Origin of the sequence: Novosphingobium terrae (assembly GCF_017163935.1) — a bacterium.
Taxonomy (GTDB): Bacteria; Pseudomonadota; Alphaproteobacteria; order Sphingomonadales; family Sphingomonadaceae; genus Novosphingobium; species Novosphingobium terrae.
The window spans coordinates 199,299-221,759 of record NZ_JABVZR010000001.1 but is presented as its reverse complement, the minus strand read 5'-3'; the positions used below and the strand labels follow the sequence as shown (position 1 = coordinate 221,759).

General features: G+C 65.2%; 17 protein-coding genes and 1 pseudogene. 7 read left to right on the top strand and 11 right to left on the bottom strand.

Annotated features, from left to right (window positions below; genetic code table 11):
• The 3 genes and pseudogenes from pgmG to HGK27_RS01015 form a co-directional block, all read right to left on the bottom strand.
• Positions 1 to 1,464: a phosphoglucomutase/phosphomannomutase PgmG gene (pgmG, locus tag HGK27_RS01025; RefSeq protein ID WP_241126765.1), complete on the bottom strand. Its 1,464-nt coding sequence runs from the start codon at positions 1,462 to 1,464 to the stop codon at positions 1 to 3.
• Complete coding sequence (locus HGK27_RS01020) at positions 1,461 to 1,793, bottom strand: J domain-containing protein (protein ID WP_206238012.1); 333 nt, start codon at positions 1,791 to 1,793, stop codon at positions 1,461 to 1,463. The genes pgmG and HGK27_RS01020 overlap by 4 nt, the downstream gene beginning before the upstream one ends.
• Before the next feature lie 326 nt (positions 1,794 to 2,119).
• A pseudogene (locus HGK27_RS01015) lies at positions 2,120 to 2,926 on the bottom strand (division plane positioning ATPase MipZ); the annotation flags it as partial.
• 134 nt (positions 2,927 to 3,060) lie between these two features.
• On the opposite strand from HGK27_RS01015, the gene panC reads away from it, so the two are divergent.
• On the top strand, positions 3,061 to 3,918 hold the full coding sequence (panC, locus tag HGK27_RS01010) for a pantoate--beta-alanine ligase (RefSeq protein ID WP_206238008.1): 858 nt from the start codon (positions 3,061 to 3,063) through the stop codon (positions 3,916 to 3,918).
• A gap of 33 nt (positions 3,919 to 3,951) precedes the next feature.
• Here the strand turns inward: panC and HGK27_RS01005 are convergent, their stop codons facing one another.
• Positions 3,952 to 4,827: an SDR family oxidoreductase gene (locus HGK27_RS01005; protein WP_206238006.1), complete on the bottom strand. Its 876-nt coding sequence runs from the start codon at positions 4,825 to 4,827 to the stop codon at positions 3,952 to 3,954.
• Positions 4,828 to 5,009: 182 nt separating this feature from the next.
• Here HGK27_RS01005 and HGK27_RS01000 point away from each other — a divergent pair, with 182 nt between their 5' ends.
• Positions 5,010 to 6,308 (top strand): Hsp70 family protein, encoded by a 1,299-nt coding sequence (locus tag HGK27_RS01000; RefSeq protein WP_206238004.1) that lies wholly within the window; start codon positions 5,010 to 5,012, stop codon positions 6,306 to 6,308.
• 4 nt (positions 6,309 to 6,312) lie between these two features.
• Here HGK27_RS01000 and HGK27_RS00995 read toward each other — a convergent pair whose 3' ends face one another.
• Positions 6,313 to 8,025 carry a c-type cytochrome gene (locus HGK27_RS00995; RefSeq protein ID WP_206238002.1) on the bottom strand — a complete coding sequence of 571 codons (1,713 nt, stop codon included), beginning with the start codon at positions 8,023 to 8,025 and terminating at the stop codon, positions 6,313 to 6,315.
• 166 nt (positions 8,026 to 8,191) lie between these two features.
• Between HGK27_RS00995 and HGK27_RS00990 the strand changes: the two genes are divergently transcribed.
• Positions 8,192 to 9,034, top strand: coding sequence for a DNA/RNA non-specific endonuclease (locus HGK27_RS00990; RefSeq protein ID WP_206238000.1), 843 nt, complete (start codon positions 8,192 to 8,194; stop codon positions 9,032 to 9,034).
• Entirely contained in the window at positions 9,034 to 9,291 is a 258-nt protein-coding gene (locus HGK27_RS00985) for a hypothetical protein (protein ID WP_206237999.1), read from the top strand. Before HGK27_RS00990 ends, HGK27_RS00985 begins: the two co-directional genes overlap by 1 nt.
• A gap of 2 nt (positions 9,292 to 9,293) precedes the next feature.
• Here the strand turns inward: HGK27_RS00985 and HGK27_RS00980 are convergent, their stop codons facing one another.
• From HGK27_RS00980 to pyrC, 4 genes are all read right to left on the bottom strand, one after another.
• The gene (locus HGK27_RS00980) at positions 9,294 to 9,518 is read right to left on the bottom strand and encodes a hypothetical protein (RefSeq protein ID WP_206237997.1); all 225 of its coding nucleotides are present in this window, start codon (positions 9,516 to 9,518) and stop codon (positions 9,294 to 9,296) included.
• Complete coding sequence (locus HGK27_RS00975) at positions 9,518 to 13,744, bottom strand: translocation/assembly module TamB domain-containing protein (RefSeq protein ID WP_206237995.1); 4,227 nt, start codon at positions 13,742 to 13,744, stop codon at positions 9,518 to 9,520. Before HGK27_RS00975 ends, HGK27_RS00980 begins: the two co-directional genes overlap by 1 nt.
• Positions 13,744 to 15,972, bottom strand: coding sequence for an autotransporter assembly complex protein TamA (locus HGK27_RS00970; RefSeq protein WP_241126764.1), 2,229 nt, complete (start codon positions 15,970 to 15,972; stop codon positions 13,744 to 13,746). Before HGK27_RS00970 ends, HGK27_RS00975 begins: the two co-directional genes overlap by 1 nt.
• Before the next feature lie 178 nt (positions 15,973 to 16,150).
• A complete protein-coding gene (pyrC, locus tag HGK27_RS00965; RefSeq protein ID WP_206237992.1) occupies positions 16,151 to 17,194 on the bottom strand; it encodes a dihydroorotase in 1,044 nt (347 codons plus the stop codon).
• 67 nt (positions 17,195 to 17,261) lie between these two features.
• Here pyrC and HGK27_RS00960 point away from each other — a divergent pair, with 67 nt between their 5' ends.
• Positions 17,262 to 18,053, top strand: a complete 792-nt coding sequence (locus HGK27_RS00960; protein ID WP_206237991.1) for a HesA/MoeB/ThiF family protein — start codon at positions 17,262 to 17,264, stop codon at positions 18,051 to 18,053.
• A 221-nt stretch (positions 18,054 to 18,274) separates the two neighbouring features.
• Here HGK27_RS00960 and HGK27_RS00955 read toward each other — a convergent pair whose 3' ends face one another.
• Positions 18,275 to 18,976 (bottom strand): NAD-dependent deacylase, encoded by a 702-nt coding sequence (locus tag HGK27_RS00955; RefSeq protein WP_206242664.1) that lies wholly within the window; start codon positions 18,974 to 18,976, stop codon positions 18,275 to 18,277.
• An 87-nt stretch (positions 18,977 to 19,063) separates the two neighbouring features.
• On the opposite strand from HGK27_RS00955, the gene dapB reads away from it, so the two are divergent.
• Positions 19,064 to 19,804, top strand: coding sequence for a 4-hydroxy-tetrahydrodipicolinate reductase (dapB, locus tag HGK27_RS00950; RefSeq protein ID WP_206237989.1), 741 nt, complete (start codon positions 19,064 to 19,066; stop codon positions 19,802 to 19,804).
• A 282-nt stretch (positions 19,805 to 20,086) separates the two neighbouring features.
• Positions 20,087 to 20,731, top strand: a complete 645-nt coding sequence (gene nth / locus HGK27_RS00945; RefSeq protein WP_206237987.1) for an endonuclease III — start codon at positions 20,087 to 20,089, stop codon at positions 20,729 to 20,731.
• A 248-nt stretch (positions 20,732 to 20,979) separates the two neighbouring features.
• Here nth and HGK27_RS00940 read toward each other — a convergent pair whose 3' ends face one another.
• Positions 20,980 to 22,290, bottom strand: a complete 1,311-nt coding sequence (locus HGK27_RS00940) for a dicarboxylate/amino acid:cation symporter (protein ID WP_206242662.1) — start codon at positions 22,288 to 22,290, stop codon at positions 20,980 to 20,982.
• Positions 22,291 to 22,461 lie beyond the last annotated feature (171 nt).

Sequence of the window (22,461 nt, the reverse complement as noted above, 5' to 3'; positions counted from 1 at the left end):
TCACCCCAGCGACACGCCGACAGATGCCAGCCTCGCCTCCAGATCGGCCAGTACCCGTTTCAATGCCATCTCGTCGCGTCCTTCTGCCCGGGCCGACAGCTTGGCCTCGGTGTTCGAGGCGCGCAGCAGCCACCAGCCGTCTGCAGAGGTAACGCGGATGCCGTCGATGGGGTTCATATCCAGCCCCTCGACTTCCACCGCCTGCCGCACCGCCGCCACCAGATCGAGCGGGCGCGCATCCCCCGCGACGGCGATCCGCAATTCAGGCGTCGCGGCGGTGTGCGGCAGGGCCGAGGCCAGATCGGCGATCGACTGCCCCAGACGCAGACTGGCCGCCATCAGGCGCAGCGCGGCCAGCAACCCATCATCGAAGCCGTACCAGTCCTCGGCGAAGAAGATATGGCCGGTCATTTCGCCCGCCAGCGGGGCGGCGGTTGCCTTCATTCTGGATTTGATATGGCTGTGGCCGGTCTTCCACAGCGAAGGACGCCCGCCGCAGGCCGCGACATGATCGAACAGCGCCTGCGAGGATTTGACGTCGGCCAGAATATCCGCTCCCGGCAAGCGCTTGAGCAGATCCTGCGCCAGAATGGCCAGAATGCGGTCGCCCCAGACCACCCTGCCCTGCCCGTCGATCAGCCCGACGCGGTCGGCATCGCCATCGAAGGCCACTCCGAAATCGAGCCGCTTCGACAGGACAAGGTGGCGCAAATCGGCCAGATTGGTTTCCACGGTGGGATCGGGGTGATGGTGGGGGAAATGGCCGTCAACGTGTGTGAAGAGCAGGTGATGCTCGCCCGGCAGGCAGGCGGTCAACGCTTCGATGGCGGGGCCGGCGGCGCCGTTGCCCGCGTCCCAGCCGATGCGCAGGCGGGCCAGTTCAGCCTGATCCAGTCCGGTGATGTCGCTCAGCAGCCGGTCGATATAGGCGGGGAGGATGTCGATCTCTTCGATGAGGCCGGGGCTCATCACCACGCCCTCTGGCGCTTCGGGCAGGCCAGCGATGACGCCATTCAACCGCTGCAGATCTTCGCCGAAGAACGGAAGGCCCCCAAGGACTATCTTGAAGCCATTGTGATCTTTGGGATTGTGGCTGCCAGTTACCTGAATGCCGCCCTGCACTGGCCGGGTTGAAGTGAGTTCGCCCAGCCGCAACGCCGCCTCGGCGTAATAAAGCATCGGCGTGGAGGACAGGCCGATGCGGACCACATCGACACCGCCCGCCACCAGCCCCTCGACCAGCGCAGCCTCCAGCATTGGGGAGGACAGGCGGCCATCGCGGCCCACCACGATACAGGGGCTTTCCGGCCCGGCCTTGTCCCGCAGCAAGGCCGCAAAACCCAAGCCGATGGCCCGGGCATCGCCTTCATTCAGCGTGGCGCCCACCACGCCGCGAATGTCATACTCACGCAGGATCGATGGATCGAGGCCCTTACCCGCACCCGCTCTCAAACCCTCGCTCACCCAAAACGCCTGTCACGCAGCACCAGCGCTTCCAGCAAGGTGTCGCGGGCGGCATTGGCCTCATGCACCAGCGCCTCATTCCCGCCGCGGTCGGGGTGGACCTTGGTGAGCAGGCGCTTATGGGCCTCGATGATCTCGCTGCGGGTGGCATAGGCATGGATGCCCAGCAGGTTGCGGGCCTGACGCAGCGCGCGCTGCTCACGCTTTTCCCGGCTGTCCCGCCCGACCTTGTCGATCGGCACGATCCGCCAGATTTCCCAAGGATAGCGGCCCAGCACGAATTTACACAGCAGCACCAGCACAAAGGCCAGTGATATCAGCTTCATCATCCGTCTGGCTCCGCCTGCTTGCCTTCAGAGCATCGTGCAAAAAAGTGGGAACCGGCTTTTTGCAAAAACGATGCGACAACAACAACCCAGAGCATAATGCGTGATTCCTAAAGCACGCTTTATGCTCTGACTCAGGCCGTATAGGACCAGCGCGCCGCTCCACCCGTTACCGGTCCCTGCGCATCAGAGGACGGCTGTTGGGGGGCAGAATTATAGGGGTCATGACCCTGAGATGGCTGCGCTTGAGGTGCATGCTGCACCGGCGCGGGTGCATAAGCGGGCTGGGGAACAGGCTGGGCGGCCTGCTGAGGCTGGGCCACAGGGGCGGCAGCCGCCTGCTCCGGCGCCTGACGACGCGGCGGCGCGGGCAGAGCCAGACCGGCGATCAGCCCGCGCAGCTCCTGCCGGGCGACCAGATGGCTGGTGCCCAGATCGCCCAGATAGTCCTTGTCGAGCAGGGTGAGGCCAGCCGGGAACAGCTCACGATAGATCACGCGCTCCGACAGGCCCGAGGCGATGCGGAAGCCGACGCGCTTCGAAAGCTCCTGCAGAGCCTCATTGATGCGGCGCATGTTGCGCGCCTCAATATGGCCGGTACGGTTGCGCACCACCACCCAGTCCATCTCGCGCTTGTTCTGAGCGATGGTGGCCTGAGCGCGCTTCTTGCGGGTTTCCCAGATCAGCTCGGCATAGAAGGACAGGCGGCGGACCTTGAAGGTCTCCGGGTCCACCTGGCCGATCAGGTCGAAATCGACGAAGCTGTCGTTCAGCGGGGTGATCAGCGTGTCCGCCGTGGTGGCGATATGACGGGCGAATTCATCGTCACGTCCCGGCGTGTCGAAGATCAGATAATCGACATCCTGCGACACCTGCTCGGCCAGCGCGTCCAGCTCTTCCACCGTGGTGCCCTTGAACACCTCGAACTTGGCGGTGGGCAGATTGAAGCCCTTGCGGCGCATCGTCTCGGCACGGTTTTCCAGATAGCGATGCAGCGTGCGCTGGCGCGGATCGAGATCGATGCAGCCGACGCGCACCCCCAGATAGGCCAGCGCCACCGACACATGGACTGCCGTGGTGGACTTGCCGGTGCCACCCTTTTCATTGGCAAAGACGATGCGATGAGGGGAAGCCATAGCTGACCTGTTGTTGTGGCGGATGATCCACGCCATATTGCCCGTTGCGGCGCCAAGGCGCTAGGGAAAAGGCCAAGATTCCCCCATAAAACTGTGGGCAAGGTCGGGCACGCATAAGGCAAGGACAGGATAGAGTGCGGATCATTCACCATAAAGCGGCGCTGCGCACGGCGGTGGCCGGCATGCGCGCCCACGGCCGGATCGCGCTGGTTCCCACGATGGGCGCGCTGCATCAGGGCCATCTGACGCTGGTGCGCGAGGCCAGGGCGCTGGGCGCTCAGGTGGTGGTCTCGATCTTCGTTAACCCTCGCCAGTTCGGCGCGGGAGAGGATCTGGACGCCTATCCCCGCCAGCTGGAGGCCGACGCCGCCCTGCTGGCCGATGAAGGCGTGGCGATCCTGTGGGCGCCCACGCCCGAGGAAGTCTATCCGGAAGGCTATGCCACCAACATTTCGGTTGCGGGCGTGTCCGAAGGGCTGTGCGGGGGATCGCGCCCCGGTCATTTCGATGGCGTGTCCACGGTGGTGAACAAGCTGTTCAATCAGGTGCAGCCCGATGTCGCCCTCTTCGGCGAGAAGGACTGGCAGCAGCTGGCCGTGATCCGGCGCATGGCCCGCGATCTGGACCTTACCCACCCTTCGGTCGACAACATCATCGGCGTGCCGACCGTGCGCGAGAAGGATGGCCTCGCCCTGTCCTCACGCAACGCCTATCTTTCGGCGGAGGAGCGCGCTCAGGCCGTCAGCCTGCCCACGGCGATGCGCAAGGCCATCGCCGCCATCGAGAAGAAGGCCGATGTGGCCGAAACGCTGGCCGCGCTTGAGGCCGAGGTGCTGGAAGGCGGTTTCACCTCGGTCGATTACGCCGAACTGCGCGATGCCGAGAACCTGACGCCGCTGGCCGAACTGGGCCAGCGCCCGGCCCGCCTGCTGGTGGCGGCGCGGATCGGCAAGGCGCGGCTGATCGACAATATGGCGGTTTCAGCCAAATAAAGTGGGGGCAGGCCATCGCCTGCCCCCATCTCTTCACGCCGCGTAATAACCCGGCTGGTCGAGATCGCTCAACAGACCCGGCTGGGTTGGAGCCCAACCCAGCGCCTCGCGGGTGCGCACTGACGTGGCGCCGATCTCCGCCCCGGCGAAACGGGCGAACCAGCCGAAATGCTCCGGCTCACGCGATTCCACCGGCAGGCCCAGCTGGCGCCCGATCACCTCGGCAATCGCCTTGAAGGGCACGCCCTCATCGGCGGTGGCATGATAGACCGGCAGCGGCAGACCCTTTTCCAGCGCCAGCCGATAGACCGGCGCCGCATCCAGCCGATGCACGCCCGCCCAGCGATTGGCCCCCTCGCCCACATAGGCCGAGATGCCGGTGGAGCGCGCGATGCCGATGAGAATGGGCACAAAGCCATGATCGCCCAGCCCATGCACCGAAGGCGCCAGCCGCACCGTGCCGGCCCGCACCCCGCGCGCCGCCAGCGCCTGCGCCGCGCTTTCCGAATAGCGGGGGAAATCGCCGCTGGGCCGATCATCCTCATCCGCCAGTTGCCCCGGCGCGACCATCCCTGCCAGACCGCTGGTGACCAGCAGCATGCGCTCCGATCCTTCCAGCGCCGCGCCGATGGCCTCGATGGCGCGCCTGTCCTGAGCGGCATTCTCGGCAAAGCGGGTGAAATCGTGGTTGAAGGCGGTGTGGATCACACCGTCGCTGTCGCGCGCGGCCTGTTGCAGCAGTTCCAGATCATCCAGAGTGCCGCGCAGAACCTGCGCTCCAGCCTCACGGGCAATCGTTTCGCCCTGATCGGAGCGGGCAAGGCCCAGCACCTCATGGCCATGGGCACGCAGATCGCGCACCACGCTCGCGCCGACCCAGCCGCTGGCGCCTGTGACAAAAACACGCATGTTGAAAACTCCTGTGGGGGGAAGTCCGGTATGGTGCGCTCCATCATCCCGTTAAAGTCGTGACATTATCAGGGTATAGACCTTAACAGGCAGTCGGTGGCTCCACGCATGGTTGCACCGCAACAAACCGCCTGCCATAGGATCGGGCGCCCCTCCCTTTCCGCGTACAGGACGCTTTTCCCATGGCTGCATCTCCCCTTGCGATGGGGATCGATTTCGGCACCACCAATTCGGTGGTCGCTCTGGCGCAGGATGCCACGCAGGCCCAACTGGTGCCGCTGGCCGCGCCCGAGGGCACGCAATCGGTGTTCCGCTCGGCGCTGTGCTTCTGGCAGGATGAGCGTTCGCTGGCGCATGAGGCAGGCCCCTGGGCGATTGCCGAATTCCTCGATTTTCCGCAGGGCAGCCGCTTTCTGCAGAGCTTCAAATCGGTGGTGGCCAGCCCCAGTTTCGAGCATGCCAACCTCTTTGAAAAGCGCCTGCCCTTCGAGGAGCTGGGCCAGATTTTCCTGCGCCATCTGCTGGCGCGCGGCGGATCGGCACTGAAAAGCCTGCCCGAGAAGGTGATCGTGGGCCGCCCGGTGCGCTATGTCGGCAACCGGCCCGATGAGGCGCTGGCCCGCAAGCGTTACGATGCCATGTTCGGCATGCTGGGGCGTGAAGTGCATTACGTCTACGAGCCGCTGGGGGCCGCCTATGGCTTTGCCTCGCGCCTCAACAAGGCCGCCACGCTGCTGGTGGCCGATTTCGGCGGCGGCACCAGCGACTTTTCCATCGTCCGCGTGGAAGCCCCCGGCGCGGCCAAGCGCTGCACCCCGCTGGGCAGCGCGGGCATCGGCATCGCAGGCGACCGTTTCGACTATCGCATCATGGACAAGCTGGTCCTGCCGCTGCTGGGCAAGGGCGGCACCTATCGCTCCTTCGACAAGGTGCTCGACATTCCCGAGGGCCATTTCGCCGATTTCGGCGACTGGTCGCGCCTGGCGCTGATGCGCACCCGCCGCAAGCTGGAGGAACTGGCCCGTCTGCAGCACAGCGCCACCGATCCCGCCGCCATCGCCCGCATGATCGCGGTGGTCGACAAGGAGCTGGGCTATCCGCTGTATGAGGCTGTCGGCGGGCTGAAGCGCACGCTTTCAGCGCAGGAAGAAGCGGTGTTCCGCTTCGAAAGCCCCGACCTTGCCATCGAGGCCCCGGTCCGCCGCGAGGATTTCGCCAGTTGGATCGCCCCCGACCTGCAGCGCATCGGCGAAACGGTGGACACCGCGCTGGAGCGAGCAGGCCTTGCCGCCGACCAGATCGACCATGTGTTCCTGACGGGCGGCTCATCGCTGATCCCCGCCGTGCGCGCACTGTTCACCGCGCGCTTCGGCGAGGGTCGCATCGAAAGCGGCGAGGAATTGACCTCCATCGCCCACGGCCTCGCCCTGATCGGGCAGGACCCCGATATCCAGGACTGGACCGCGCGCGACGAAGAGTAATCGCTCAGGGCTTGCCGTGACCCAGAGTCCAGACGTAAGCCGCCACCGCCTTCACATCGGCAGGGCTCAGCGCCGCGCCGCCCAGAGCAGGCATGGCATCGCTGGTCTTCTTGGGCTTGGAGACGCCCTCGGTGATGGTCTTGGTCAGACTATCGACCGAGCCATCACTCCACAGATACTGCGGCCCCACCAGCGAGGCGCCTGCCGAACTGCCCTTCCCGTCCGAACCATGGCAGCCCAGACACGTGCCACCCTTGGCCTGCCCCAGATAGATCGCGCGGCCCAGCGCCACCTGCTGCGCGCTGATCCCCGGCGGCAAAGCGGTGGGTGCGGCAGCGGCCTCGGAAGGCTGGCCCACCTTGGCCTCGGCCGCGGCGGTCAGGGCGGCATTCGCGCCACCATGATAGGTGATCCGCCAGATCCGCCCGCGCACATCGTCGGCCACATAGAGCGCGCCATCCGGCCCCACCGCCAGCCCCGCCGGGCGATGCAGCGCACGGCCCGGCTCCTTGTAGGGCCCGGCAAAACCATCGGCGAAGCGGATCCATGTGCCGCTGGGCTTGCCGTCCTTCAACGGCTGGAAGACCACCTGATAGCCTCCCTGCGGCGCAGGCGCCCGGTTCCATGAGCCATGGAAGGCCACAAAAGCCCCTCCCTGATAGGCCAGGGGAAAGGCATGACCGGTGTAGATTGTCACATCATTGGGCGCCCAATGCGCGGGGAAGGCGACCAGCGGCGGGGTTTTGCCAGCGCAGAGCCCCTGGGTCTTCCCGCCATCGCCACCATATTCCGGGGCCAGCACATGGCGGTTCTGGAAGCCGTCGAAATAACAGGTCGGCCAGCCGTAATCGGCGCCCTTGAAGGGCGAGAAAAGGATTTCGGCGGGGCGCTCCACCCCCTGCTCGGTGGTGTAGAGTTTCGGCCAGTTCTGCGAGAGCTGGTCACGCCCATGCTGCACCGCGAACAGGCGGCCGGTGGCGTCGAAGGCCAGACCGCCGGTGTTGCGGATGCCCTTGGCCCAGCGCTGCGCGGGGGAGAAGACCTGCCCCTCCCTGTCACCGCGGTAGGCCCAGATGCCGCCGCGCGTCTCGGCCTCGACACAGGGGTTGGCGCCCTTGGCGCCGGGCTGGCGGTTGGGGCTTTCGCAAGTGTTGCTGGCCGAGCCGGAGTTGACCAGAATCTGCCCGTTGCCGTCCACCACGAAGGGATGCATCGGGTGGTCGCCGGTCAAGGGCAGGCCCTTCAACACCGTCACCGCCGGGCCGGAGGGCGCAATGGCGCCCGGCTTCAGCGGATAGCGGATGATCGTGTCATGCTCCTCGGCGAAGAGATAGCCATGCCACAGGGAAATGCCGGTGCCGCCATGGGCGCCCTGCTTGTCCGGCGTGCCGAAGCGCACCACCGTATCGGCCACGCCCTTGCCCTTCGTGTCTTTCAGGCCAAGCAGAAAGCCGCCCTCGGGCGCTTTGGGCGCGTTCCGGAAATAGGCGCCCGACCATGTGTTGACATAGACCGTGCCGTCACCCGCCACGGTCAGATGGCGGGTATGGCCCAGATTGTCAGCAAAGACGGTGGCGCAGAAACCGGGAGGCAGGCTCAGCCCGCCATTGTCGCCGGGGCAGCTGTGTGAGGATTGGGCCGAGGCGCCCGTCAGCGCGAAACAAGCACCCAGCACAAGAGGCGCGGCCAGCACCGCGCAACGCATCCGTTTCGACATCGGCAAACCTTTCCCCAAACAGCCTTCCCAGGACCGCCCCGTTGTGGGCCTGTTCAAGGCCGGGCACAAGACACACCCGCCGCATGGCCAGTCGCTTTTCAAGCGGTTATGGCGGCGTGTTTCCACGGCTCCGTTGAGGACAACGGCGCGCAACACAGGACGTTCCATGCTCCGCCGACCCGGCTGGTTGCCCCTGCTGCTTTTGCTGATCCTGATCGCTCTGGTGGTCTGGTTCGCGACACAACCTGCCCCGCAGCCTCAGAGCAGCCCTGCACCCAATCCGGCTGTGGAGGCGCCTGCGCCTGACCATGGCCCTGTGGCAGCCTCCGATACGGCTTGTGGCGACAATCTCTATCAGGGCGCCCGGCCCGATCTGCCCGGCAAGCTGGCGCAGGGCTTGGTGAGCGTATGCTATCAGGGCTATGCCTCGGCCAGTTCGCCGATCAGCCGCACGCCCATGTGGTCCGCCGAGCATCTGACCGCCACCCGCATCGCGCAAGCCCGCGCCACCGAACGCGCCAGCGCCTTCTATGCCGAGCCCTCGCTCGATGCCGAGATGCGCGGAGAACTGGCTGATTATCGCCGCTCCGGGCTGGACCGCGGGCATCTTTCGCCCTCGGGCGATATGCCGGGGCATGAGGAGCAGCGGCAGAGCTTTTCGCTGGCCAACATCGCGCCGCAGAATTCGCAACTCAATCGGGGACCGTGGTCGGATCTGGAAAGCCGCTTGCGCGATTATGTGCAGAGCAAGGGCGAACTCTGGGTGGTGACCGGCGTGCTGTTTCTGGGCGAGACGATCAACACCACCCCCGATGGCCGCGTGATGGTGCCCAGCAGCTTCTGGAAAGCGGTGCTGGTGCCGGGACGCGGGGCTCTGGTCTTTGTGGCGCCCAACAATGATGGGGGGCGGATCGATCAGGTGTCGCTGGCCGAGTTCACCCGCCGCACCGGCATCACCCCCTTCCCCCGGCTGGACGCCCCCAGCCAGAGCCAGTTGGAGATCGACTGATGGAAACCTTCAAAGCCTTTGCCGAGGCGCAGGCGATCACGCTGGGCGATTTGACGCTGGAAAGCGATGAAAGCCAGCTGGCGCTGTACGGCAAGCTGACCCTGCTGGCCGATCAGCCATCACAGGAACGGCTGGATCATCTGATTGCGCTGCTGACACAGGCCAAGGCCGATCTGGCAGCCGCCATCGCACGCGGGGATACGTCCGGACCAGCTCCGGACAAGCCCCTGCCCTCAGTGAAAAATCCCTTCGCCTGAGCCTACTGGTTGCTCGTCGCTTCCTTTTGCACCTGCTGCTCGGTGGTGCCATTCCCCGCCACCTGAGCGGCGCGCAGCCTGTCATGCAGGTCCTTCTCCATCTTGCTGGCGGCGTTCTGCGCATCCTCCGACTGCTGCTGATAGCGCTCGTCGAAGCTCTTTTCCTTGTGGCAGGCGCCCAGCGGCAACAGCAATGCCAGAGCGCCAAGAACAATCTTTACACGCATCAGTAACGCTTCCTGTAACGGCCCGTCACGCCCGTGCCGCCAAAGGCCCCGGCCTGACTGATCACCGACAATGCCTTGGTCAGCGCCACTTCCAGCGAGGTGGCGGTGTAGCCGCGCGTATCGGTGATCACCTCGATGTAGATGTTGTTGGTGATGTATTTGCCTGCCGCCACGGCGGTCTCGCGACCCGTGGTGGAATCGGCGCCCAGCACGCGCAGGCGGCTGATGCCCGTGGCCGATTGCAGCGTGCCCAGCGGATTGAGCCCGCCCTTGCCCCCGCGCAACGTGTTGAGCGAGGAGGCCAGCTGCACCGCCTGCAGCGCCGACAGACTGCCCACCGGCCCACCGAACAGCACGCGCGCCATCAGCTCGTCCTGAGGCAGGCTGGGGCTGGAGGTCAGGGCGATGGTCGGGTTGGTGGCGGTGCCCGTCACATTGATGGTGATGTCCACGTCAGAGATCGTGCTGGTGGCGGTGATCTTCAGCGTCGGGTCGGTCATGTCGCCGCCGCTGAAGGTGATCAGGCTATCGCTGTCGAGATCGAAGGAATGGCCCGCGAAGGACAGCGTGCCGCGCACCACCTTGATCGTGCCGTTGATGAGCGGCGCGCCGCTGGTGCCGCCGACATGCATATCGGCCTCCCATTCGGAATCGAGGCCCATGCCGGTGACATAGATCTGATTGTCGGCCCGTACCTGCAGGTCCAGCTTCCAGTTGGAAGGCACGCTGCTGATCGGCTCGGGCGCGCCGGTGATGCGCTGCGGGCCGTTGACGGGCTTGCGGCGCACGCCGGTCAGCGTGGGCACATTGGCCGAGCCTTCACGCACGATGCGGTAATGCGTCTCGGGCAGGATCACCGTGCCGCTGATGGTGGCAGGCTGGTTGGGGCCGTTGACGATCTTGATGCTGCCGCTGGCCCGCGCCGCCAGATCCTGACCGCTGGCCAGCTGCGCATCCTTCATGTCGATGCCCAGCTGGATGGGATAGCCCTCTTGGGCGCTCAGGGAGACGAAGCCGCTGGCGCTGATCGTGCCGTTGCGGGCCTTGGCGGTCAGGCTTTCGACCTGCAGCCGGTCATTGGCGAAGCGGCCGCTGAGCGCGATGTTGGTCAGCTTGGTGCCGTAGGAGCTGTTCTCATAGGTCAGATCATTGGCGCGCACGAGGCCGTTCAACTGCGGCGCCTTCACCGTGCCCCCGAAGTCCGCGGCAATGCCGATCGGCCCCTTCAGGCTCTGATCGGAGAGCGCGGCCAGCGAAGCCAGCACATCGGCAGGCCCATTGTAGCGGATGCCACCCGAGAGAGGCGCGGCCATCAGGCGCGTCGACCAGCTACCGGATTCGGCAGGCAGCGGCGCAAGGTTCAGCTGGAACTGGCCTACCGAAGTACCGCCCCGGCGCAGCAGCGCCTGCATATGGCCGCCGCTGTCGGCCAGCTGGCCGCCCATGGTGATGTCCACCGCTTCGGAGACAGTCGCCAGCGTGGTACGGGTGAAGCCGGTGATCTGCATGCGCACATCGGCCTGCGGGAAAGCGGTGGAGGAGGCCTGCGTGTAATCCAGACTGCCCGAGGCCTTGCCCCCCACGCCCAGCCCGGGCGAGAAGGCATTGACCAGCGCCAGATCGACGCCGTTCAACCGGCTGTGCAGCGCCATGCCATTGCCGTAGTGGCCCTCAAGCTGAAGCGTGCCATTGCTGACCTGCAAGGTGGCCGGGCGCAGCGTGTAGGTGCCCTTGTCCGGCACGATCTGCAGCGGCGAGCGGCTGGCGATGTCCACGCCATTGACCTTACCGTTCAAAGCCACACGCCACAGCTGCGGCGCCAGAGCGGCATTGGCGGCCAGATGGAAGGGGTACTTGCTGCGCCCCTCCACCAGCAGCTTCGCCTGCCCCGCCCCGGCGTGATAGTTCACATTGGCCCGCGCCACGCCGATATAGAGGTCGCCCATCCGCGTGCCGGACAGCTGCACATCGCCATTGATCTGCGGCTGGTCGGTCATCAACACATCGGCGTTGACGAGGGCGCGCTCCACCGTCAGCCCGGCCTTGCCCGGCAAGCTGGTGTTGGCCGCCGCCAGCGCCACCACGGCGCGCTGCTTGCCGCTTTGGGCTGACAGATCGATATGCCCCGCCACGCCCGAGCCATTGGCCTGCACCGTGCCCGCGAAAGGCCCGGCAGGCTGCTGCACGATATGGCCGGTAAAGCCGATGCCGGAAAACACCGTGCCGGGGCGCAGGTCCACCGCCAGCTGCTTGCCCGTCGCCACCGCGACATTGGCGGCGATGGGGCCGTAATCGCTGTTGGCCTTGGCGGTCACCAGATAGGTGCCGTTCTGCCCGCGCACATCGGCGACCAGATCGGCCAGCCCCATGCCCACCCCCGGCTTTGCAGCCACAAGATGAAGCACGGGGCTGGCCACGGTGCCGCTGGCGGTGACACCGAGGGGGCCATATTTGTCCGAAGAGGCATTGGCGGCAAAAGCGATGCGACCCTTCTCGTCATAGCGGCCATGGCCGCCGACCAGACGGAATTCGGGTGCTGCGACGTTCAGCTTGTCGATGGTGGCCACGCCATTGCTGTCATAGCCGACATCGGCCTGGATCAGCGCATTGCCGCCAAGGAAGCTTTGCAAACCATCGCTCAGCAACCGGGTCGAACGGGCCGCGACATGGCCGCCCAGCTTGAAATAGCCATTGGCGCCGGTCTTTAGCCCGATGTCCGACTGCAGGTTGAAGATGCCGACGCTCTCGACCTTGTAATCATTCACCCGGCCATTGAGCGTGCCGGTGTAGAGCGCCTTGGGCAGATCGGCGATGATGACGGCCTTGGCGTCGATCTTGCTCGATTGCAGATGGATGTTGTCCGAGAGCAACCGGCCATTGGCATAGGCGAAGTCACCGCTGAAGCGCACATTGGTGAGCAGCGGGGCTACGCTGGCGCTCACCCCCGTGATCGCGGCGGCATGGCCATTGACCGGAATACGCCACTGGTCCTTGTCCAGCTTAGCGCTGCCCGAGACCGAGAGGCCGTCGATCCGCGTCGCGCCGAAGCCGACCCAGCCGGCATCCAGCCCATAGCTCAGGCTGGGGGCCACAAAGGCGCCATTGACCACGGCATGAGCCGCGATCCTGTCACCGGCCAGATTCTTGGCGATCACCTTGGGCTGCATCAGCTGGAAGCCCAGCTTCATGTCGGAGAGGGTGTTGTTGCCCATATCCATCGCGCCATCGGCCTGAGCGCCGAAATTCTCGTTACCGATCTTCGCGTGCAGATCCATCTTCCGCTGGTCGAAGGCGGCGGTGACATCCATCTGCGTCTGCGGCTGGAACAGCGCGGCGGCGGGGCCCGTCAGCAGGATGGCGGGATGCAGCGGGCCATGCACATCGAAGGCGCCCTTGCGCGCCTTGATCGAAACGTCGGCCAGCGTATCGGCGCCGATGGTCTGGCTGAGGTGGCCGTCCCACGCGTTCCAGTCGCCCTTGCCCGCCAGCGTCAGGCTGACCGGCTTGCCAAGGCCGCTGAGCGAGTCCACCACGCCATGCACCGGGGCCTGCACCTTGATGTCCATCGCCAGCCGGTTTTTCTCGGGGCTGGCGTCGATCACGGCGTGGAGGCTGTCGCCACCGGCCACGCCCGGCGCGGCGATGGCGCTGGCATCGGCGGTGAGCTGCAGGCGGCGGTCGGCGATATGCACCGCGCCATCGAAGCCAAGGATATGGCGCTGGCCGCTGACGGCCTTGTCGATCTCCAGACGGCCCAAATGCACGCGGTCCATATCGATGTTGAGGTCGGGCAGCAGCGGCGCATTGCTGGGCGGCGTGGGCTTGAAGGCCGGGGTGCGGCTGAAGCGCGCCTGCGGGATCGTCAGATCATGGATGGCGAGATGCTTGTGGAGATATTCAAACGGCTGATAATCGACCGAAACATTGGGCGCGCTGAGGAACACGCCCTTGGGATCGCCGATGGTCAGATCGACCAGTTGCATGCGGTTGAAAATCGAACCATCGATCCGCCCGACATGGATCACCATGCCATTCTCGAACTTCAGCGCCGAGACCTGCCTGGCCACAAAAGCGCGCCCGTTGTCGGTGCCCAGCCACAGCAGCACACCGCCCACCAGCAGGGCCAGCACCGCCACCAGCCCCAGCAGGCCAAGGACGATCCGCTTGCCCCATGGGGCGCGGGGGCGGACAGGCTCGGGAGCGTCGATCTGGATATCCTCGGCCATCAGAACGCCTGCCCGATCGAGACATAGACCGCGATGCGCGATTCCCCGACCTCACGATGGATCGGCGTCGCGATGTCGAAGCGCAGCGGCCCGAAGTTGGTGTAAAGCCGCGCGCCGATGCCCGCGCCCAGCCGGAAGTTGGTGAAGGAGGGCAAGGTGCTGGTGTAGACCTGACCGCCATCGACAAAGGCCACCAGACCGTAATTGCCGAAACGGTAACGCACTTCCGTGCCCGTCTCGATCTGGCTGAGGCCGCCGATGGGGTTGCCGTTGGGGTCCTTGGGCCCCAGCTCCTGATAGCCGAAGCCGCGCACCGATCCGCCGCCGCCCGAATAGAGCCTGCGCGAGGGCGCCAGCGATTCCCGCGAGACGCCCTGAATACTGGCGATCTTGGCGCGCCCGGCCAGCACCAGGCTCTTGCTGATCGGCCAGTAGCCGGTCGCCTCGAAGGAGTCGCGGGCATAGACCTGCCCGCCCGTGCCCAGCGAGGTTTCCGGAGAGATCGTCACCGACAGCTTGTAACCCTTGGTGGGGTCGAGCAGCGAGTTCGACCGGTCATAGGTGATCTGCCCCGGCAGGGCGAGAATGTAGAAGGTGCGGCGGCGGTAGCCCTCAAGCTGGAAATCGTAATCCTGCTCGTTCGTGCCCACCACCTCGAAGCCGTAGCTGTAGGTCCAGCGCTTCTGCCACAGCGGGGTGCTGGCATAGGACATGCGGCCATAGAGCTTGCCGGTATAGGCCTCATAAGCGTTGAGGTTGGAGTGATCGGCGCCGATCCCCATCTCGAACGTACGATCCCGCTTGCCCGCGTTGGAGCGGCGGAAGGTGCTGGAAATGCCCTGCTCATTGGTGCCCAGCGTGGCGCTTTCGATCAGCGCCCCCTCTGGCGGGAAGAGGTTGGCATGGGTCCAGCTGCCGGTCGCCTTCATGCCCTCGCCCGTGGCATAGCCGACCTGTGCGGAAAGCGAGCGCGGCGGCCCGGCCTGCTCGTTCACCAGCAGATTGGCATATTCGGTGCCGTCATCCGCGCCACCATCATTGGCCTTCTGGCCGGTCTGCTGCGGCTCGACCGTGACCACCGAATAGAGGTTGGTGGCGACCAGCGCCTTGCGCAGATCGTCGACCTTGCGGCTGTCGTAAAGCTCGCCCTTCTTGAAGCGGGCGATGGTGGCGACATGCTTGGGCTTGAAGACGCGCTTCTTGCCCTCCACCACGATATCACCGAACCGGCTGCGCGGGCCGGGCGTGATGGGCAGCGTGTAATCGCCGGTATGGGCAGCGGCATCGAGCAGAATGTCGCGCTGGCCGACCTTCACGAAGGGATAGCCATTTTCCGGCAGCACCACGCCAAGGCTCGCTTCGGCCGAAAGGATGCGGTCGGCCACGATGGGCTCGCCGCTTTTGGGCACGAAGGATCTGGTGATGAGGTCCGAAGGGGTGACAGGCGGCGTGTCGAACTTGATCGCCCCCAGCACATAGCGCGGCCCCGGCGCCACATCGAGCGTGACGGTGATCTTACCCGATTCCTGATCGGCCTGCTTGGGCTTGGCATCCTTGGCCATCTGGGGTGTTTCAACGCTGCCATGCACGCTGGCATCAAAATAGCCCTGCGAGGACATCACATCGGCCAGCGTCTTCTGGTCCTGCTGCATGCGGGCAGAGATCATCGCGCCATTGGCGGCCTTGCCCTTGCCCTCTTTCAGCGCGGAAACGGCGGAGAACTGGTCGCGGATGGCATTGCCATCGATGGGCGAGACCGGGTTGCGATCGGAGAGCTTGTCGACCCCGGTGACCTTCCAGTCATAGCGCAGCTCGGTCTCGGGCTTGTCCTTCACATCGGCGGCGGTGACGAGCGGCTCGGTGTTGAAGCTGTCGAGCGGGGTGAGCGGCTTGGCCAGATCGGGATCGGGCGCGGGCAGCGGCGCCAGCGTGCCGTCCTGAGCCGTGGTGGCGCCGGGCTGAGCAGGCTGCGCTGACGTAGCGGCAGGCGCCTGCTGCTTGGCCCAATCCTGCACCGTGCCCATGGGGGCATCGGGATTGTCGCTGATCGGCGGCAGGGCGGCGTCGAAATCCTTGTCGGGCAGGATCGGCGTGGTGGGAATGGGGTTGGACTGCGCGGCCCCGGCCTGAGCTTGCGCCTGCTGGGCGGGCGCGTTTTGCGAAGGCGGAGTCTGGGCCAGAACAGGGGTGGCAAGGCAGGTGGCCAGCACGATCAGGCTGGCCGTCACCAATGCGGTTTGTTCGACGGGCGTTCTTCGGCCACCCCTTCGAAAGCCCTGAAACAAAACGATTGCCCCCCGTTACCCCTTAAGCCTGCCCGATCGCCGCAATCGGAGGCCAGCGCAAGGTGTTACGCTTGGGGTTGGGGAATGTTCCGGGTCATATTTTGTAAAATGCGACGAAAAATCAGGCCTTTTCGGCGAGCCGCCAACGCAGCACCTCTCCGGCATGGAAGGGCACCAGCGCCAGAGCGCCCTCGCCCAGACTGTCGGGCACCGGCGTGTCGACGCGCTCCAGAGTCACCGTGCCTTCATTGAGCGGCAGGCCGTAGAAGCGGGGGCCGTGCAGCGAGGCAAAACCTTCCAGACGGTCCAGCACGCCTTCGTCCTCGAAGACCTGAGCATAGCTTTCCAGCGCATAGGGCGCGTTGAAAATGCCCGCGCAACCGCAGGAATTTTCCTTACGCCCGATGGCGTGGGGAGCGCTGTCCGTCCCAAGAAAGAACTTGGGCGAGCCCGAGACAGCTGCTGCGCGCACGGCGAGGCGATGCTGCTCGCGCTTGGCAACGGGCAGGCAATAGGCGTGCGGGCGGATGCCACCGTCGAAGATGGCGTTGCGGTTGATGATGATATGCTGAGGCGTGATCGTCGCCGCGACGTTCGGCCCGGCGGCGTTGACGAAATCGACCGCCTCGCTGGTGGTGATATGCTCCAGCACGATTTTCAGATCGGGATAGTCGGCCACCAGCGGGGTGAGAATGGTCTCGATGAAGACGGCCTCGCGGTCGAAGATATCGACATGGCGGTCGGTGACCTCGCCATGGATCAGCAGGGGCATGCCGATGCGCTGCATGGTTTCCAGCACGCCGGTCATCTTGCGGATGTCGGTCACGCCATGGGCGGAATTGGTGGTGGCATGCGCCGGATAGAGCTTGCAGGCCGCGAAAGCGCCGCTGGTGTAACCGCGCTCGATCTCGGCGGGATCGATGCTGTCGGTGAGGTAGCAGACCATCAGCGGGGTGAAATCCGTGCCCGCAGGCAGCGCATCGAGAATGCGCTGGCGATAGGCATTGGCCGCCTCGACCGTGCTGACCGGCGGGGTCAGGTTGGGCATCACGATTGCGCGGGCAAACTGGCGGGCGGTGTAATGCGCCACGGTCTTCAGCATATCGCCATCGCGCAGGTGAAGGTGCCAGTCGTCGGGGCGGCGGATCGTGAGGGTCTGGGTCATGGGGCCTGCCTTTACCGCTGCGCATAGCCCCTCGCAATAGGGCGAGGGTTTGCCTACATCGCCTGTCATGATTCTGCCCCCCGAACGCCTCTCCCGCTTTGCCCGCCATATCATCCTGCCCGAGGTGGGCGGCGCCGGACAACTGGCGCTGGCTCAGGCGCATGTGGTGCTGATTGGCTGCGGCGGGATCGGATCGCCCGCGCTGCAATATCTGGCGGCGGCGGGCGTGGGGCGCTTTACGCTGATCGACGACGATGTGGTGGAGGACAGCAACCTGCAGCGGCAGACGGTGTTCGGCGTGGCGGATATCGGCGCCTCCAAAGCGCAGGCGGCGGCGGCGTGGGTGAAGCGCTTCGATCCGGCGCTGTCCGTGACGGTGCATCAGCAGCGCGTCACCGCCGACAACGCCGCCGCCCTGATCGGCCAGCCCACGCTGGTGCTGGACGGCTGCGACAATTTCGCCACCCGGCTTGCCGTCTCGGACGCCTGCGTGGCGCTGGGCATACCACTGACCAGCGCGGCGGTGGGGCGCTTCCAGGGCCAGATCGCCAATTTCGCTGGGCATTTGCCGGGCCAGCCCTGCTATCGCTGTTATGTCGGCGATGCCTTCGATGCTCAGGACTGCGACACCTGTGCAGCGGATGGGGTTTTGGGCGCCTTCGTAGGCATGGTGGGCACCTTTGCCGCGATGCATGCCATCCGGATCGTGCTGGCACAGGCAGGCGTGGGCGCAGGCTTCGACGGCCCCGGTCTTGGCGATCCGCAATGGGGCAAGCTGCTGCTGCTGGACGGTCTGGCGCCATCGCTGCGGCCGATCAGTCTGGTGAAAGATCCTGCCTGTAAGGGGTGTTCAGAGTAGGAAGAGAAGATGCGAGGGGGTTACCCCCTCGCGCTCCCAGAACGTCTTCCGACGATAGGACAGCGGTTCCGAAGCCAAACGCCCCGGCTCTCCACCTGCGCGACCCAAAGCGCCGCAGGCAGTTGGTTTTAAAGCCTGCGGCGCAGCGAGTTAAGCGCAACACCGAACCCATAGCGCCAAGGCGGACATTCAAGGGAGCGCGAGGGCAATGGCCCTCGCATCTATCCTTTTAAAACCTCTTCCACCCAAGCCGGAACCACTTCCCCCGCGCTGCCCAACCGCGTCTCATGAAACCATGCCGAGCCTGCCGAACGCTCCAGATTGAGTTCCAGACACTGCGCACCCACCTCCCGCGCCGCGCGCACAAAGCCCGCCGCCGGATAAACCGCCCCCGAAGTGCCGATCGAGACGAACAGATCGCAATCGTTCAGCGCTTCGTAGATGTCCTCCATACGGTAGGGCATTTCGCCGAACCATACGATGTCGGGGCGCAGGGCTGCCTTGCCGCAGGAGGGGCAGGCAGGCCGCTCAATCAAGGTTTCCAGCCATGCATGCCGCGCGTCGCAGGCGCCGCACCATGCGCTGTTCAAGGCGCCATGCATATGGATCAGCGCCTCGCTGCCCGCCCGCTCATGCAGGTCATCGACGTTCTGGGTGACCAGCAGAAAGCCGCTCTGCCACTCCCGCTCCAGCCGCGCCAAAGCCAGATGCGCTGCATTGGGCTGCGCAGCCAAAGCCCCCGCCCGCCGCGCATCGTAAAAACGATGCACCAGATCGGGGTTGGCGGCGAAACCCTCGGGCGTGGCGACATCCTCGATGCGGTGATCCTCCCACAAGCCGTCGCTGGCGCGGAAGGTTCGGATGCCGCTCTCGGCGCTGATGCCCGCGCCGGTGAGGATGACGATATTGCGGATGCTGCTCATGCCGCCGGTGTGCCCCACCCGCGCCGCCTTGCCAACCACGCCCACGCGGGCCATGACGCATTCCGCATTTTCGAAGAGGAGCATCCCATGGCAAACATCGGCATCATCGGCAGCGAAGGGCGCATGGGCAAAGCGATCGCCGAGGCGGTGCAGCTGGGCCACCACGCCGATGGCCACACGGTGGTTGGCGCCGTGGACCGCGACGGCGATGTGGAGGCTCTGGCAGCCGCCGCCGATGTGCTGATCGACTTCTCCTCCCCCGCCGCGCTGGAGGCCAGCCTCGATGCCGCCGTCGCTGCGGGCAAGCCCATCCTGATCGGCACCACCGGCCTTGAAGAGCGCCACCATTGGCTGATCGATCAGGCCTCCGAAAAGATCGCCGTGCTGCAGACCGGCAACACCTCGCTGGGCGTCAACATGCTGGCCTATCTGGTGGAGGAAGCCGCCCGCCGCCTCGGTGAGGATTGGGATATCGAGATCGTCGAGACCCATCACCGCATGAAGGTCGACGCCCCCTCCGGCACGGCGCTGCTGCTGGGCGACGCCGCCGCGCGCGGTCGTCAGATCCGTCTGGAAGACCACGCCGTGCGCGGGCGCGATGGGATCACCGGGAAGCGCGAGGCGGGGACCATCGGTTTTGCTGCGTTGCGCGGGGGCAGCGTGGCGGGCGACCACACGGTGCATTTTCTGGCCGACAATGAGCGGCTGTCCTTCTCGCATCTGGCCGAGAATCGCGGGATTTTTGCTCGCGGGGCTTTGAAGGGCGCTTTGTGGCTGATCGGGCAAAAGCCCGGGCGGTATGGGATGAAGGAAGTTCTGGGGCTTTAAGGTTTTAAGGAGAAGAGATGCGAGGGGGTTACCCCCTCGCGCTCCCATAACGTCTTCCGACACGCGGGCAGCGGTTCCCTATCGTAGCGCCCCTGCTCTCCACCTGCGCTGCGCAGAGCGCCGCAGGCTGATGAGCCCCGAACCGCGCTATCGATGTTTATGCCTGCGGCGCTATGAACACGCACACTTCGGCATAGTCAGCATACCACGTAGACATTAAAGGGAGCGCGAGGGCGATGGCCCTCGCATCTTTCTTTGCCCTTCTGGAAACCCACGCCAGACATGAAAAAAGCCGACATCTTCGAATTCTTCCGCCGCCTTGCCGAGGTCAACCCCGACCCGCAAACCGAGCTGGAATTCGGCAACACCTATCAGCTTCTGGTCGCCGTCACCCTGTCGGCTCAGGCGACGGATGTGGGCGTCAACAAGGCCACCCGCGCCCTGTTCGAGATCGTGAAGACCCCGCAGGACATGCTCGATCTGGGGCTCGACGGGCTGAAAGACCACATCAAGACCATCGGCCTGTTCAACACCAAGGCCGCCAATGTGATGGCCATGGCGCAAATCCTGGTGGACAAGCATGGCGGCGATGTCCCCGCCGACCGGGATTTGTTGGTGGAATTACCCGGCGTCGGGCGCAAGACAGCCAATGTGGTGCTCAACTGCGCTTTCGGGATGGAGACCTTCGCGGTCGATACGCATATCTTCCGCGTGGGGAACCGCACGGGGCTGGCCAAGGGCAAGACGCCTGAGGCCGTCGAGAAGCAGTTGGAAAAGCATGTGCCCGGGCCGTTTCGCGTGGGGGCGCATCACTGGCTGATCCTGCACGGACGCTATATCTGCAAGGCGCGCACGCCAGAGTGCTGGCGGTGCGGTGAGGTGGATCTGTGCGCCTTCAAGGATAAGGTTTTGCAGAAGAAGAAGTGAGGATGCGAGGGTCATAACCCTCGCGCTCCCTTTACTGTCGGCGTTGCGCATAGGGTTCGGCCAAGGCGCTCAGCTTGCCGCGCCGCAGGCTTTAAACGAGAAAAAGGCGCCGAGGCATTCCCTGCCTGCGGCGCCTTTTCATTGCGATGGTGGAGAGTTTGAACCCCCCATCGCCCTCTACCCTGCCCTCTAGTCGGGAGACGTAACGGGGGTGCAGGGGGTGTAACACCCCCTGCTTTCACCCTTCCTTACTGATTGGGATCGACATTCAACCCATGCAGCCCATGCTCCGCGCCACCATGCGGCGTGGGGGCATGCTCCGCTTCCGGATCCATCAGCGGCTGCAGCATGCCTTCGGTCTTGGTCACGATAGCGGTCGCCACCGCATTGCCCAGCACCGAAGTCGCGCTGCGGCCCATATCGAGGAAGGTGTCCACCGCCAGCAGCAGGGCAATGCCCTCGACCGGCAGATGGAACTGGTTCAGCGTCGCGGCGATCACCACCAGCGAGGCGCGCGGCACGCCGGCGATGCCCTTGGAGGAGACCATCAGCGTCAGCAGCATCAGCAGCTGCGTGCTGATCGGCAGATGGATGCCATAGGCCTGCGCGATAAAGATCGAGGCGAAGCTGGCATACATCATCGAACCGGTGAGGTTGAAGGCATAGCCCAGCGGCAGCACGAAACCCGACACGCGGCGCGGCACACCGAAGCGGTCGAGCTGCTCGAACATCTTGGGCAGGCTGGCTTCCGAGGACGCGGTCGAGAAGGAGATCAGCACCGGCTCGCGGATGTAGCGGAACAGGGTGAAGGCGCGCTTGCCCAGGAACAGCGCGCCCGCGCCCAGCGTCAGCAGGCAGAGCAGGATCAGGCCGCCGTAGAACTCGGTGACGAGCACGCCGTAGGTGGCCAGAATGCCCAGCCCCTTCACACCGACGATCGCCGCCATCGCGCCAAACACCGCCAGCGGCGAGACCGACATCACATAGCCGGTGATCTGCAGCATCAGCGTCACCACCGCATCGGCGAACTCGACGATGATGCGGCCCTTCTCGCCAATCGCCGAGAGCCCCACGCCCGCGAAGACAGAGAACACCAGCAGCTGCAGCACATTGTTCTGCGCCATGGCGTCCAGAGCGCTGGTCGGGAAGATCTCGATGATGAAGTGGCGGAAGGTGAGCTGGCTGGTCGCCAGATCGCCGAGGCCCGTGGCCGGGCTCAGTGCCAGCCCGGCGCCCGGCTGGAAGATGTTGACCAGCAGCATGCCCAGCAGCAGCGACACCACGCTAGAGCTGATGAACCACACCAGCGCCTTGCCGCCGATGCGGCCCAGCGCGGTCGAATCGCCCATGCCCGCGATGCCGGTGATGATCGTCGCCATGATCAGCGGCGCGATGATCATCTTGATCAGCCGCAGGAACACATCCGGCAGCAGCTTGAGCAGATCGGCAATCGTCGCCAGCGCCGGGTCCTTGGCGTCAAACGCCTGATGCAGGCCGTAGCCCACCACAATACCGGCCACCAGGGCAATCAGAATGAAATAGGTCAGCCGTTTTGCCATGGTTCCCCGCATGCGCCCTTCGTTTTCGGGCGTCTATGGATGTATCAATGTGTCCTGCTACCAAGGCGCGTGGAAAGCGGCAATGGCGGCAAAGGACGTATGCCCCGTGTGTGGATGCTGTGGCAGGGGCTCGCGGCTTTTGCGAGAAGAGAAGGTATAAAAAGACAATGC

Coding starts and splice junctions, on each gene's coding strand:
- HGK27_RS00975 (WP_206237995.1), bottom strand. CDS start 13,744: ATGGCCGAGGATATCCAGATCGACGCTCCCGAGCCTGTCCGCCCCCGC.
- HGK27_RS01005 (WP_206238006.1), bottom strand. CDS start 4,827: ATGCGTGTTTTTGTCACAGGCGCCAGCGGCTGGGTCGGCGCGAGCGTG.
- HGK27_RS01020 (WP_206238012.1), bottom strand. CDS start 1,793: ATGATGAAGCTGATATCACTGGCCTTTGTGCTGGTGCTGCTGTGTAAA.
- HGK27_RS00960 (WP_206237991.1), top strand. CDS start 17,262: ATGATTCTGCCCCCCGAACGCCTCTCCCGCTTTGCCCGCCATATCATC.
- HGK27_RS00940 (WP_206242662.1), bottom strand. CDS start 22,290: ATGGCAAAACGGCTGACCTATTTCATTCTGATTGCCCTGGTGGCCGGT.
- HGK27_RS00955 (WP_206242664.1), bottom strand. CDS start 18,976: ATGAGCAGCATCCGCAATATCGTCATCCTCACCGGCGCGGGCATCAGC.
- dapB (WP_206237989.1), top strand. CDS start 19,064: ATGGCAAACATCGGCATCATCGGCAGCGAAGGGCGCATGGGCAAAGCG.
- HGK27_RS00995 (WP_206238002.1), bottom strand. CDS start 8,025: ATGTCGAAACGGATGCGTTGCGCGGTGCTGGCCGCGCCTCTTGTGCTG.
- HGK27_RS00990 (WP_206238000.1), top strand. CDS start 8,192: ATGCTCCGCCGACCCGGCTGGTTGCCCCTGCTGCTTTTGCTGATCCTG.
- HGK27_RS00985 (WP_206237999.1), top strand. CDS start 9,034: ATGGAAACCTTCAAAGCCTTTGCCGAGGCGCAGGCGATCACGCTGGGC.
- HGK27_RS00980 (WP_206237997.1), bottom strand. CDS start 9,518: ATGCGTGTAAAGATTGTTCTTGGCGCTCTGGCATTGCTGTTGCCGCTG.
- pyrC (WP_206237992.1), bottom strand. CDS start 17,194: ATGACCCAGACCCTCACGATCCGCCGCCCCGACGACTGGCACCTTCAC.
- nth (WP_206237987.1), top strand. CDS start 20,087: ATGAAAAAAGCCGACATCTTCGAATTCTTCCGCCGCCTTGCCGAGGTC.
- HGK27_RS01000 (WP_206238004.1), top strand. CDS start 5,010: ATGGCTGCATCTCCCCTTGCGATGGGGATCGATTTCGGCACCACCAAT.